16 protein-coding genes are annotated in these 13,049 nt (G+C 68.3%); 15 read left to right on the plus strand and 1 reads right to left on the minus strand.

Translation table 11 applies throughout. From position 1 onward, the window contains the following. Together E8A12_RS21820 and wrbA are read left to right on the plus strand one after the other, a co-directional pair. Window positions 1-563: hypothetical protein (locus tag E8A12_RS21820; protein WP_293372825.1), on the plus strand; the 563-nt coding region annotated here is incomplete at its 5' end. Between the two features lie 104 nt (window positions 564-667). Further along, on the plus strand, window positions 668-1,267 hold the full coding sequence (wrbA, locus tag E8A12_RS21825; protein WP_293372827.1) for an NAD(P)H:quinone oxidoreductase: 600 nt from the start codon (window positions 668-670) through the stop codon (window positions 1,265-1,267). Between the two features lie 30 nt (window positions 1,268-1,297). Here wrbA and E8A12_RS21830 read toward each other — a convergent pair whose 3' ends face one another. Beyond that, window positions 1,298-2,104, minus strand: coding sequence for an ATP-binding protein (locus E8A12_RS21830; RefSeq protein WP_293372829.1), 807 nt, complete (start codon window positions 2,102-2,104; stop codon window positions 1,298-1,300). 330 nt (window positions 2,105-2,434) lie between these two features. Between E8A12_RS21830 and E8A12_RS21835 the strand changes: the two genes are divergently transcribed. The 13 genes from E8A12_RS21835 to E8A12_RS21895 all read left to right on the plus strand — a co-directional run. Continuing rightward, window positions 2,435-3,406 (plus strand): alpha/beta hydrolase, encoded by a 972-nt coding sequence (locus tag E8A12_RS21835; RefSeq protein WP_293372831.1) that lies wholly within the window; start codon window positions 2,435-2,437, stop codon window positions 3,404-3,406. Window positions 3,407-3,542: 136 nt separating this feature from the next. Further along, entirely contained in the window at window positions 3,543-4,016 is a 474-nt protein-coding gene (locus E8A12_RS21840; RefSeq protein WP_293372833.1) for a nuclear transport factor 2 family protein, read from the plus strand. 131 nt (window positions 4,017-4,147) lie between these two features. Beyond that, a complete protein-coding gene (locus E8A12_RS21845) occupies window positions 4,148-4,507 on the plus strand; it encodes a carboxymuconolactone decarboxylase family protein (RefSeq protein ID WP_293372835.1) in 360 nt (119 codons plus the stop codon). 77 nt (window positions 4,508-4,584) lie between these two features. Then, window positions 4,585-4,890: a 4-oxalocrotonate tautomerase family protein gene (locus tag E8A12_RS21850; RefSeq protein WP_293372837.1), complete on the plus strand. Its 306-nt coding sequence runs from the start codon at window positions 4,585-4,587 to the stop codon at window positions 4,888-4,890. 71 nt (window positions 4,891-4,961) lie between these two features. After that, complete coding sequence (locus E8A12_RS21855) at window positions 4,962-5,882, plus strand: MBL fold metallo-hydrolase (RefSeq protein ID WP_293372839.1); 921 nt, start codon at window positions 4,962-4,964, stop codon at window positions 5,880-5,882. 26 nt (window positions 5,883-5,908) lie between these two features. Continuing rightward, window positions 5,909-7,030: a DUF3667 domain-containing protein gene (locus tag E8A12_RS21860; RefSeq protein ID WP_293372841.1), complete on the plus strand. Its 1,122-nt coding sequence runs from the start codon at window positions 5,909-5,911 to the stop codon at window positions 7,028-7,030. A gap of 362 nt (window positions 7,031-7,392) precedes the next feature. Next, a complete protein-coding gene (locus E8A12_RS21865) occupies window positions 7,393-7,806 on the plus strand; it encodes a DUF302 domain-containing protein (protein ID WP_293372843.1) in 414 nt (137 codons plus the stop codon). Then, a complete protein-coding gene (locus E8A12_RS21870) occupies window positions 7,803-8,846 on the plus strand; it encodes an MBL fold metallo-hydrolase (RefSeq protein WP_293372845.1) in 1,044 nt (347 codons plus the stop codon). Before E8A12_RS21865 ends, E8A12_RS21870 begins: the two co-directional genes overlap by 4 nt. Beyond that, window positions 8,843-8,968 carry a hypothetical protein gene (locus E8A12_RS21875; protein ID WP_293372847.1) on the plus strand — a complete coding sequence of 42 codons (126 nt, stop codon included), beginning with the start codon at window positions 8,843-8,845 and terminating at the stop codon, window positions 8,966-8,968. Before E8A12_RS21870 ends, E8A12_RS21875 begins: the two co-directional genes overlap by 4 nt. Before the next feature lie 36 nt (window positions 8,969-9,004). Continuing rightward, window positions 9,005-9,886, plus strand: a complete 882-nt coding sequence (locus E8A12_RS21880; protein WP_293372849.1) for a type II CAAX endopeptidase family protein — start codon at window positions 9,005-9,007, stop codon at window positions 9,884-9,886. Between the two features lie 70 nt (window positions 9,887-9,956). Beyond that, entirely contained in the window at window positions 9,957-10,739 is a 783-nt protein-coding gene (locus E8A12_RS21885; protein WP_293372851.1) for a haloacid dehalogenase type II, read from the plus strand. Between the two features lie 530 nt (window positions 10,740-11,269). Further along, complete coding sequence (locus tag E8A12_RS21890) at window positions 11,270-12,244, plus strand: AraC family transcriptional regulator (RefSeq protein ID WP_293372853.1); 975 nt, start codon at window positions 11,270-11,272, stop codon at window positions 12,242-12,244. After that, a partial coding sequence (locus E8A12_RS21895) for an alpha/beta hydrolase (protein ID WP_293372855.1) occupies window positions 12,241-13,049 on the plus strand: 809 nt, incomplete at its 3' end. The genes E8A12_RS21890 and E8A12_RS21895, both read left to right, overlap by 4 nt.

Genomic DNA, 13,049 nt, shown 5'->3' on the forward strand with positions numbered 1-13,049 from the left:
TGCCCTACCGGGACGAGGACCTCGACATGCTTCTCGCCGGCCGGGGCGTGCTCTGCCGCCTGCTGCGGCCCCTGTTCCGGCTGATCACCTGCAGCTGGCAGATGCTGGCGCTCGGGCTGCTGTTCGGCCTGGGCTTCGACACGGCGACGGAAGTCGCGGTCTTCGGCGTGTCGGCGGCCCAGACAGCGCGGGGCCTGCCGCTTGAGTCCGTCATGGCCTTTCCGCTGCTGTTCGCGGCGGGCATGGCCCTGGTCGACACCACCGACGGGGTGATGATGCTGGGCGCCTATGACTGGGCCTTCGTCCGACCGGTGCGGAAGCTCTTCTACAACATGGTGATCACGGCCGTGTCCGTGGCCGTGGCCGTGGTGATCGGCGGCGCCGAGGCCCTTGGGCTGGCCCGCCAAGTCTTCAACCTCACGGGCTGGTTCTGGAACGGCGCCGGCGCGCTCGCAGGCGACATGAACCTGCTCGGCATGATCACCATCGGGCTCTTCGTCGCGAGCTGGCTCGTCTCGCTCGTCGTCTACAAGGCCCGGCGGCTGGACGAGTTCGGCGCCTGAGCCGGGACGGCGGGTACCTCCGTTCGTCCTCGAAAGACCGACCGCGGTCGCCGTGTGAGGCTGGCGCGGGTGGCGCCGCCGCCGCCCCAGCCACGGAGCCACCCATGACCAAGGTCCTCGTCCTCTACTACTCCGCCTACGGGCATATCGAGACCATGGCGCAGGCCGCGGCCGAGGGCGCGCGCGAGGCCGGGGCGACGGTCGACATCCGGCGCGTCCCGGAACTCGTCCCGCCGGAGATCGCCCTGGCGGCGCACTTCAAGCTGGACCAGGCCGCGCCCGTCGCCAGGATCGAGGACCTGGCGACCTATGACGCCATCGTGGTGGGTGTCGGCACCCGCTTCGGGCGGATGGCCTCTCAGATGGCCAACTTCCTCGACCAGGCGGGCCCCCTCTGGGCGAAGGGCGCGCTGCACGGCAAGGTCGGCGGCGCGTTCACTTCGACGGCCACCCAGCACGGGGGCCAGGAGACCACGCTCTTCTCGATCATCACCAACCTGCTGCACTTCGGGATGATCGTGGTCGGACTCGACTATGGCCATGCCGGGCAGATGACCCTGGATGAGGTGACCGGCGGCTCGCCCTACGGGGCGACGACCATCGCCGGCGGGGACGGCTCGCGCGCACCCTCGGCGAACGAACTGATGGGCGCGCGCTACCAGGGCCGCAAGATCGCCGAGGCCGCGACGAAGCTGTCCGCCTGATGGCCAGGCCGCATGGGTCCGGCGCTCGCGCTAGGCCTGGGCGGCGCCCCCGGCCCCGCAGAAGGTCAGTACGATGGCCGTCCCGCGGCCGGGGGTGCTATCCACCTCCATCGTCCCGCCCTGGGCGCGGATGAACATCCCGACGGTGGCCAGGCCGAGGCCACTTCCGCCGCTGCGGGGCCGAGTCGTGAAGAACGGTTCGCAGGCGTGCCGCACCGCGGCCGGGGACATGCCGCATCCCGTGTCGGCGACGCGGAGCATGACCTCCTGGCCATGGCGGCAGACCGAGACGGTCAGCGCGCCGCCGGCCAGCATGGCATGCCGGGCGTTGACGACCAGGTTGATCACGGCGCTCTCCAGTTCCGCCAGCGCGCACCGCGTCGGCGGCAGGTGCGGCTCGACTTCCAGGACCACGCGCACGGCCGGCCCTGCCGCCCAGCCGATCAGGGCGCGCATCTGCAGGATCGCATCGCCCACGTCGACTAGGTCGACTTCGCTGGCGTCGCCCCGGGAGTGATTGAGGATCCGCCGGGTCAAGGCCGCGGCCCGCTGGGCGGCGCCGCGCACCTCCTGGCTCAGGACGCGGACGTCCGGGCTCACCGTGTCGCCGAACCGCCGCTCCATGCTGCGAAGGCCTGCGTCGATGATCTGCATCAGGTTGCCCAGGTCATGAGCCAGCCCGGCCGACATCAGGCCGACACCCGCCAGCCGGGCATCCTGCCCGGCGGAATCCAGCGGCGGAAGGATGACCCCGCGGGTGGTGGCGCCGGTGACGCGGTCGATCACGAACGCACCCCGGATCGTCGGATCGGCGGCCCTCTCGGTATTGTTCGGCATTTCGGCCCCCGGCGTTCACCCGCCTCCGGATGTCTCCGGCCGAAGACTGTGGCGAGGCCGCCGTGCCGTCTTTCCGGAATGAACGCCGCCGCCATCCAGGACTTCCTCCCCGCGCCCGACGACAAGGGCAAGGGAACGGACCGTGACTAGCGCCCGCCGGCGCGCAGCGGCGCCTCCTTCACATTCACATGGATCCGACCTCGGCCGCGCGCCGCCGGCGCTTGGCATCGTTCGAACCTGCAAGGCCGCGTGCGCGGGGCGAATACGACCCCGCCCGGGCCGCCCAACATCGCCGGCAAGCTGACCCCGCCCTGACGCCGGAGCTTCATCATGATCGCAGAGTCTTCACCGCTCGCCGCGTCGCGCCGTGAGGTCGTCCTCACCGCCCTGGGCGCCGCGGCGCTCGCCGGGCTCCCCGCGACTGCGCAGGCCGCGCATCATCCGCACTCCAGCAAAGGACCCCACATAATGGGCAGCAGCACCTTCACCACCAAGGACGGCACGGTCATCTACTACAAGGACTGGGGGAAGGGTCAGCCGGTGGTCTTCCACCACGGCTGGCCGCTCAGCGCCGACGACTGGGACAACCAGATGATGTTCTTCCTGGCCCAGGGCTACCGCGTCATCGCCCATGACCGGCGCGGCCATGGCCGCTCCACGCAAACCGACGTGGGGAACGACATGGACACCTACGCCGCCGACGCCGCGGCCCTGGTCGCCCACCTCGACCTGAAGAACGCCATCCACGTCGGCCACTCGACCGGCGGCGGCGAGGTGGCCCGCTACGTGGCGCGCTACGGCGGCGGCGGCCGGGTGGCCAAGGCGGCCCTGATCAGCGCCATCCCGCCGCTGATGCTGAAGACCCCCGCCAATCCCGGCGGCACGCCGCGCGAGGTGTTCGACGGATACCGAGCCGCCCTGGCCGCCAACCGCGCCCAGTTCTACCTCGACGTCCCCACGGGCCCCTTCTACGGCTTCAACCGCCCCGGCGCGAAGGTCATCCAGGGCGCCATCAACAACTGGTGGCGGCAGGGGATGATGGGCGGCGCGCAGGCCCACTACGAGTGCATCAAGGTGTTCTCGGAGACCGACCTCACCGAGGACCTCAAGGCCATCGACGTGCCGGTGCTGGTGATGCACAGCGAGGACGACCAGATCGTTCCCTACGCGGACTCGGGACCGCTGTCGGCGAAGCTCCTGAAGCACGGGACCTTCAAGTCCTACCAGGGCCTGCCGCACGGCATGCCGACCACCCACGCCGACGTCATCAACACCGACCTCCTGGCCTTCTTCAAGGCCTAGGGACATCGATCTGGTCGCCCTGCCGCTGTCGCGGCAGGGCGAGCCCTTGCCGGTTCCCCGCCATGCCCGATGTCAGGCCGATGCGGGGCGACGGCCGAGGCGCGCCGCCGGCAAGACCCGCAGGACCCGAGCTGTCATGGACGCCGAACGCACGCCGCTGCCGCCCTTCACGACGCGGGAGGACGCGGTTCTCAAGGTCCGCCTGGCCGAGGACGCCTGGAACACCCGGGATCCCGCGCGGGTCTCGCTGGCCTACACCCCCGACAGCCATTGGCGGAATCGCGCCGAGTTCCTGCAGGGCCGCGCGGCGATCGTGGGCTTCCTGGCGCGGAAGTGGGCGCGCGAGCTCGAATACCGTCTGATCAAGGAGCTCTGGGGCTTCCGCGAGAACCGGATGGCGGTACGCTTCGCCTGCGAATGGCGCGACGACAGCGGCCACTGGTTCCGCTCCTACGGCAACGAGCTCTGGGAGTTCGACGACCGCGGCCTGATGTGCCGCCGCATTGCCAGCATCAATGACGCCCCGATCGCCGAGGCCGACCGTCAGTATCACTGGCCGCTCGGCCGCCGGCCGGACAACCATCCCGGGCTCAGCGACCTGGGGTTCTGACCCGGTTCTCCGGACCTCCCGCCGGCTGAGGCCGGTCGAATCCGAAAGCGCCGTGCGCGGCTCGAAGACCCCCGCCCGGGCGCCGCGCCATCGTCAGGCCACAGGACGATCTCCGTCCGGAGGAGTCGACGATGCGCATGAAGGACTGGACCGGCTATCGCGGCCAGATCGTCGCCGGCGTCGGCGAGCTGGGAAAGCTCAGCCCTGACACCGTCCGGGGCTATGTTTCGCTCGGCGGCGCCGGCGCCAAGACCGATCACTTGGACGCCAAGACCCGCGAACTGATCGCGCTCGCCGTGGCCGTGTCGCTGCGCTGCGACGGCTGCATCGCGGTCCACGCGGAAGCCGCCCGCAAGCTGGGGGTCCGGAAGGAAGAGATCGCCGAGGCGCTGGGCGTCGCGGTCTCGATCAATGCCGGCGCCGCCGTCGTCTACAGCACCCGGACCCTGGACGCCTTCGAGGCGGCCCACGAGGCCCTGGCCGAGGCTTGAACGCCAGACCCCTTTCGCCGGCCGCCGAGGCGCGCCTGGCCGGGACTGCAAAGCGCCCCTTCAACCGGAGTTCGTCCATGCCGTTCGTCAACATCAAGCTCATCGACGGCGTCTTCACGCCCGAGCAGAAGCACGCCCTCGCCAAGGACATCACCGACGTGATGGTCAAGCACGAGGGCTCGGAGGCCTTCCGCGAGGTGGTCTGGGTGCTGATTGAAGAACTCCACACCGACGGCTGGCACATCGGCGGCCTGCCTTTCCAGGGCCCGAAGTCACTGCTCGACACCCTCGGGCGCTCGAAAGCCATGGTCGAGAGCATCGACGGCCACCCGGTGACGCACGAGGCCCTGGCCATCGCCGCGCCCGTCAAGCCGCCCGGCTAGGCCGCCGCCCAAATAGACCTTCGCTCCTCACCGGCGCAGCCAATGCGCCTCTCTTCTTGGGATCCACGCACATGTCTATGACCCATCTTGTCCGCGCCGGCGGCCTAGCCGCCGCGCTCGCCCTCCTCGCCGCGCCCGTGCTCGCCAGTCCCTATTCCACGATCAACGCCGCGGCCGCCGCCACGCCGATCACCGTCCACAAGCTGCGCCACAACATAGCGATGCTCGAGGGCTCGGGCGGCAACATCACCGCCCTTACCGGGCCGGACGGGACCCTGCTGGTCGACACTGGCATCGCGGTGTCCAAGGACAAGATCCAGGCGGCCCTGGTGGGCCTCGACCCGGGTCCCCTGAAGCTCGCGATCCTCACGCACTGGCATTGGGATCATGCTGACGGTGACGGCTGGGTCCGCGCCGCCGGCGCAGACATCATCGCCGAGAAGAACGCGGTAGCGCGCCTGAGGCAGACCATCCGGGTGGTGGAGTGGGAGCACACCTTCGCGCCCATTCCCGCCCCGGACCTCCCCAACCGGATCATCACGGGTGAGACCACCCTGCATCGCGACGGGGAGATCATCCGGATCCGGCCCTACAAGCCCGGGCACACCGACGGCGACCTCTCCGTCTACTTCACCCAGGCCGACGTGCTGTCCGTCGGCGACACGTTCTGGAACGGCATGTACCCGTTCATCGACTATGTCGGCGGCGGCAGCATCGACGGCGCGATCCGCGCAGCGAACGTCAACATCGCCATGGCGACGGCGCACACGGTCATCGTGCCCGGCCACGGTCCCCTGGGCGACCGGGCGAGCCAGACCGCTTTCCGCGACATGCTGGTGGCGATCCGCGGCAAGGTCGCTGCGCTGAAGGCGCAGGGCAAGACCCTGGCGCAGGTGCAGGCCGCCAAGCCGACCGCAGCCTACGATGACAAGTGGGGCCGCTCGATCATCGGTGGCGACCTCTTCACGGCCCTCGTCTACCGCGGGGTCTGATCTCAGTTCCGCGCCCAGTGATCGCGGTGGCGGAAGCACTTGAGCAGCTGGCCGCGGGGGCCGGCCAAGGTCCGGAGGAGAGGCGGGCGGGACAACGGCGGGCGCCGGGCGGCGCCTGTCCGAACTGCGAAGCCGTCCTGCAGGGGCCGTACTGCCACGGGTGCGGCCAGAACGCCGACACCCACCAGCGATCGATCCGGCGCCTGGTCGTCGAGGCCGTGGAGGGCATGATCGGGCTGGAGGGGCGGCTGGCGCGTACCCTGCCGGCCCTATTCCTGAATCCCGGAAAGCTGGCGCGGGACTACGTGGAAGCGCGTCTGGCCCGGCACGTCCCGCCATTCCGCACCTTCCTCGTGGCGCTTCTGCTGTTCGTCCTGGCCGGTGAGCACGTCGCGCACGTGATGACCCAGGATAACGCAGGCCGGGCGGCGGCGGAGGCGGCGCAGCTGGCCACTCCGCAAGGCCGCGCGGCGGCGGCCGCCCGCCGCCGCACTGAGGCAGCGACACACCTGCGGCACAGCCTGGAGGACGCAGCTGGCGTCCGCGCCGACGTCCTGAAGGACAAGGGCGGTCCGCCGGGCCGCGCCCAGGCGATCTATGACCGCCTGTCGCGACAGGCTCAGCTTCGCTACGCCAGAGCGATGGTCCAGGCGGACCGGGTGGCCACGGGGTTACCGGCACGGACGGCAGAGGATTTCGCCGCCCCGAGCGCGCCCGAGAAGGACTGGTGGAAGCACCGGCTGCAGAAGGCCATCGACAATCCCGAGCGCTATGTCAGCGTACTCTTCGGATGGGGCCAGAGGGTGGCGGTCCTGCTGCTGCCGCTGGTGGGGCTGAGCCTAGCGCTGGTCTATTGCCGCCGGCGGGAGGTCTTCATCTACGACCACCTGCTGGTGGCAATGAGCCTGCTGTCGTTCTGGTTTCTCCTGAGCGCGGTGGGCCTGCTGCTGCCTCAGCCCGCGATGGGCTGGTTCTTCGCGGCCGCGGTCCTGTGGTCGGAGGTGAACCTCTTCCGCACATTGCGCGGCGCCTACGGGTCGAGCCGCCTCGCCGCAGCCGTGAAGACCGCCGTGGTCTCGTCACTCACTGTCCTGGTGAGCCTGGGCCTGCTGTTCGGCCTGATGGTCCTCGCGGTGGCAGAAATCTGAGACTGCGGGCGCCTAGCCGTCGGTGGGCATCGGCCGACCCTACCGGGCTTCCAGCAGCTCGATGGCCCTCCTAAACGGAAAGGATGCGTCCCAACGTGATCCGGGGCTTGGGATTTCGGCCGACGAACAGGGCTATCAGCTCGTCTGTGCCGCTTTCGGCGGTGGTTCGGCATCGACCGCGGCGCACGCCGCCATGCCGCAGACCTCGTCGCCCGGCTGGAAACGGCCGTCGTTCGAAACGCAAATCCGCGTGCGCGTCGCCAATACGCCGGCGCTCCCGCCGCCTAGGGTCGCGAGGTCACCCGGAGGCCCGCATGGCAAGTCCGACGCATTCTTCCCTGGCCGACGCGGTGGGTGGCCCCGTGACCGTCTCGAGCGCGCCAGTCTTTCAGCAGGTCCGCCGGATCTCGGAGCCGCTTGAGGCGGTCGTGGACGCGCTCAAGGCCGCGATCGTCGCCGCCGATGTCTGGGTGCTGCACGAGATCGATCCGCAGGCCTTGTTGAAGCGCGGCGGCATCGATATCGCGCGAGCGCGCCATCTGCTGTTCTTCCACCCCCGCTACATGAAACGGCTGCTCGACGCCGATCCCGCGGCAGTGCTGGAAGCGCCCCTGAAGTTCGCCATCGTCACCGAAGACACTGGCCTCGTGGTGCGCTGGTACGACCCCGCGGCCGCCTTCGATCGCTACGGAAACCCCGATCTGAAGGTGCTGGGCGCTCAGCTCTCGCGGCTTTGCGACCGGATCGCCGCCAACGCCCTTGGAGACGCCTCATGACCCAATCCTGCCTGCTCGAACACGAAGCGACGACGGCCTCTGCGGAAACCCCGCCGAAGGATCCTTTCGCGCCCGGGGCCGATGGCATCGGCGAGACCGAGACCCTAGCGCCGGGGGTGTATTTCCTGAAGGGCGCGACGCGCTATTTCCGGGAGGGCGCCGTGAGCGGACCGGCCGGCGCCATCCGCAGCCTGATGTGCAACAACGGGTGGGTCGACCTGGGCGACGAGGTCCTGTTGATCGACGCCAACATGCCGGGCCGCGCCGACGCGCTGCTGGCCGAGGTCCGGCGGACGACCGACAAGCCGATCCGCTATCTCGTCAACACACACCACCACGGGGACCACATCTACGGCAACCGGCCCATCCATGAGCGCACCGGCGCGATGATCATCTCCTGCACCGAAATGGTCGACGAGCTGCGACGGTATGAGACGGGCGCGTTCGGCGGCCCGCCCGGACGCTGGGAACAGGTGGCGAAGCTCCGGCCCGACGTCGCGGCGACACCGATCATGGCACCGCAGGTCACCTATGACCGGCGCCTCGTCCTGCAGGGTTCGGCGCGGACGGTCGAGCTGCTGCATCTGACCTGGGGCCACACGCGCGGCGACACCGCCGTCTGGTTGCCGGAAGAGCGGATCCTGTTCACCGGCGACCTGGTGGCCAACGGCGCCTTCAATATCGTCCGGGACGGCGAGATGGAGCGTTGGCCGGAGTTCCTTTCCCTACTCGAGGGACTGAGGCCGCGCATCGTCTGTCCCGGCCACGGTGGTTGGGGCGACGCTGAGCTGCTCAGCCGCCAACGCACATTCTTCACCGCCCTCTGGGCGCAGGTGGATTCGCGCGCCAAGGCGGGAGCCGACCTGCCACATATCCTGTCGCGCCTCGAAGAGCTGCGCGCCGCCCTCCTGGCCGACCCGTCCGCCGCGCTGCACGTTATCCCCCGCGAAGCCGACCTGCCCGTGCTCTCGCTAGCCGCCCAGGTGGAGCGCGTCTTCGGGCAGCTGCAGAGCTCAGATTCGACGCCGCCAACCTCATGAGCACCAAGCCCGATCTCCGGCCTTTCGATCTGCGTCCGCAGGTAGTGCTCGCCGATGGCGAGGCACCGGACCTGCGGGTCGATGCCTTCGACGCCGCCCACCAGGCGCAAGTCGAAGCCTAGCCGCCCAACCGGAGCCCGCAGGAAAAGGCCTCAAGAATGACCATGATCCCCTCGTTCGATTGGAAGTTGGATCTCGGCAATCGCGGCGTCCTGACGCCGGGCCGATGGCTGTGGGTGCGTGCGACCGCGTGGGGCCTGGTGCTGTTCGGAGTGGCCCTCGCAGGCTTTATCGCCTCCATCGCGCTCGCCAGCTGGCTGAAGCTTCCGGTGGCCTTCAGCCGTCTGTTCGCGGGTGTCCTGCCGGTGCTTACGACGCTGATCTATGCCGCGGCCGTCCGCCGGTTTGAGAAGCGGGCCGTCACAGAGTTCGCCATCGGCAACGCGCCGCTGGAGCTGGCCATCGGCGGCCTTCTCGGCTTCGGATTCATCGCCGCCATTCTTCTGCTCCTGTGGTCGCTCGGCCTGTATCAAGTCCATGCTGGCCACTGGAAGCGCTGGTACGACTTCTTCCTCTTCAATTCCTACATCTCCGGCGTCCTGGAAGAGTTGGCGTTTCGCGCGATCCTGCTGCGTATTTTCGCGCGCATGATCGGCCCGGTCGGCGGCCTGGTCATCTCCGCCGCCCTGTTCGGCGCGGCCCACGCCGGACATGCGCCTCTCGTCGCCTCGCTGCAGATCGCGCTGAACTCCGGCCTGGTGACTGGGCTGCTCTACATGGTGAGCGGCCGGCTGTGGCTCGCGATCGGCCTACACATCGGGCTCGACTTCACCGAGTGGTCGCTGCTGGGCGTCGGCGACAAGAGCGGCCTCCTCGCCATCTCGCCGGTTCCGGGCCACTCGGCTCTGCTGACGGGCGGCGCCTTCGGTCCGGACGGCTCGATCCTGGCCAATGTGGTCGCCCTGCCGATGATCCTGGGCATCCTCGCTTACATCGCCTGGCGCTCGGAGCGTCCCGCACCTGCTCGGGCTGCGGCTTGATGGAACTTTCAACCGCCTATCTTCGGCGTCGCCTCGCGGCGGTCTCGCACACTCAAGGGCGACGTGTCGCGTGACCACCGCGGGATCCCACGATCGCAACCGGCGAGAGCTACTGCGGGCCGGCGCGGTTGGTCTGACAGCAGCGCCCCTCATATCAGCTGCGGCGCGGGCTCCACGATCTGCGCCGATCGGGGCGGTCGCCTTCGACGCTTTTGCTATCTTCGACCCCAACGCTGTTTTCGCCGCAGCGGCCGCCGGGTACCCCGAGCAGGACGCAAAGTTCTGGCGTGCGTGGTTCCAAGCCCTTTTCGCCGATACCTGGCTCCGAACCAGCGCCCATCGCTATCGTCCGTTCATCGACGTCGCCGCGAGCCGCCTCGACCGCGCCTGTCAGACCGTGAACCTCGCTCCACGGCCGCACGCTCGCGACCAGGTTCTCGAAGCCTTCTCGACCCTCACGGTGTGGCCGGACGTCGCGGATCAGCTTGGGGGACTCAGGGCATGCGGCTTGAGGCTCGCCCTCCTGTCGAACCTCAGCCAGCCCACGCAGCGCGCCAACATCCGAAGGAATGGCCTTGATGGGCTCTTCGAGACGGCGCTCAGCACGGATCTGGTCCGCGCGTTCAAGCCCGCGCCAGCGGCCTATGCCTTGGCGATGAGCGCGTTCGGCCTTCCCAAGCGAGACATCGGCTTTGCGGCGTTCGCGCCCTGGGATGCGGCCGGAGCGGCCTGGTTTGGCTATCCGACGGCCTGGGTCAATCGCCAAGCCCAGCCCGCTGAACCGGACGCGCCAGCCGTCCTGATTGGACGCGACCTCAACATCGTCCTTCAACTCGCTCGACGCACAGTCTGATCGGAGAAAACGACGTGCCCTGCCTTCAGCCTGCCCTGTCCATCTGGCGTCGACGCACGCCGATGCGCCGCGCCGCGCATGTCGTCGAAGGCGTCCTCGACTTCCATGGGGTGCAAAAGCGCTCGCCCTCAACGTGACCTACCGCGGCTTCACCAACATGAAGGGCCAGCAACGGATGGGTTTCTCCGGCGAGACCTCCTTCAAGCGCTCCGACTTCGGCGTGAACGCCTAGGTCCCGTTGGAAGGCGACGAGGTGAAGGTGCTGATCGAAGTCGAGTTCGTCCGGTCGAAGTCACAGTGGCGGTGGGTCCCGATGTCGGATGAAGTCGCCACGCCGTCGGTTGGGCCGGCATCCCACATGACCTCCTTGCGACGACGCAATGCCTGGGTCGCCCAATACGCGTTTCGCAGAAAGCGGCCGCTCCGGCCGCGCCGTCCGAACGGAGGCCCAAAACTTAACAAGGCATAACGGGCGGGGGGCGGACATCCCACTCATAGTTACTGAGATGAATTCTCGATGGAATGACGTCATGGGATACGCCGCCGCGGACAAGATGGCCTGGAATACTCTTGCCAGCCTACCGACGACTCATCTCTACCTCGTCTCCTTTCCACAAGACGCCGCCGGCGGCAATAATCAGGTCGCCATCCATCGATGGGAGTTCGACCGCGCCGGCCCGGCCCAAGGTTTGGCGTCCTCGTCTGACGAGCACATCGTCAGCATCAGCCTGCGCGCCACGCGACTGGAACTCCGCTCCGGCGCCGGTTCGGTCTTTGACGGCGTGATGCCAACGGCCACCATCCATCTCACAGGACCCGGGCAACGTCTCGTGGCCAACATAAGTGGTCCATGTGATATCCTGCATCTGAAGGTACCGACGCGGTTTCTACATCAACGCCTTGGCGCCATGGGCGCGCCCAGCTGCGTTCTGGATCGACTAAACGCCTGCACCCTGAGTGACGCCTTCGCCGAGCAGCTCGCCGAGCTGCTGGTGTCCGCCGGCGCTCGCACAGATCCGGTCTACGCCATGGCCATCGTGCAGACGCTCCTGACGCGTGTCCTGCATATGGCGCAGAGCCGTACACCTACGGGAGCGCTCGCCAAGTGGCGCCTTCGGCGAGTCCAGGCCCTTATCGATGCCAGCTTGGCGGAACCCCTGAGTCTAGGCGACCTCGCTGCCGCTGCCGGACTGTCACGGATGCATTTCGCCGCTCAGTTCCGGGCCGCCACCGGCTTTTCGCCACACGAGTACCTGCGGTGCCGGCGGGTCGAGGCGGCCAAGGCGTTGCTGGCCGAGACCGAGATTTCGTTGGTTGAGATCGCACTGCAGGTCGGCTTCCTCGCCCAGGCTCACTTCACGACCGTGTTCAAGCGACTGACGACGACCACGCCGGCCCAATGGCGTCGAGTGCACCGCGAAGGCCGGCACGACCAAGGTGAGCCTGCACCGACCACGCCGCGATTTAGGCCGCGAGCCGCCGTCTTTCCGAGGGCCCAGCCATGACCGTTCGCTACCAGACGGTAAGCATCGACGACGTTGAGGTTTTCTATCGAGAGGCCGGACCGGTGGAAGCCCCCGTGATCCTGCTGTTGCACGGCTTCCCAACCAGTAGCCACATGTTCCGCGATCTCATCCCGCGTCTATCGCGGTCGTATCGACTTATCGCGCCGGACCTGCCCGGCTTCGGCCAGACGGTCACGCCGCCCCGAGGCGAGTTTTCCTACACATTCGACAACCTCGCCCAGGTGGTCGGTCGGTTCACGGATGTCCTCGGCCTTTCCTGCTACGCGCTCTACGTCTTCGACTATGGGGCGCCGGTCGGCTTTCGCCTGGCCATGGCCCGCCCAGAGCGGGTGACGGCGATCATATGCCAGAACGGCAACGCCTATCTGGAAGGATTGCACCCAGGCTGGGCGACCTGGGAGAACTACTGGCGATCGCCGTCCCCTGAAACCCGCGAGGCTTGCCGGGAGTCGCTCGCCCCCGACACCATCCGAAATTTCCAGTATCTGCGCGGGACCGACCCGACGCTGATGTCGCCCGACAACATGATGCTCGACCTTGCGTATCTGGCGCGTCCTGGGGCGGCCGATATCCAGCTCGACCTCATCCTCGACTACCGCAGCAACGTCGCCCTTTACCCGGCTGTCCATGCCTATTTCCGAACGGAGCAGCCCCCGTTCTTGATCGTATGGGGCAAAAACGACGCCTCGTTCCGCGTCGAAGGCGCCCTGGCCTTCAAAACCGACCTGCCCAAGGTCAAGATCGAGCTGCTGGATACCGGCCACTTCGCCCTGGAAACCCACGG

Origin of the sequence: Phenylobacterium sp. (assembly GCF_004799395.1) — a bacterium.
Lineage (GTDB): Bacteria > Pseudomonadota > Alphaproteobacteria > Caulobacterales > Caulobacteraceae > Phenylobacterium.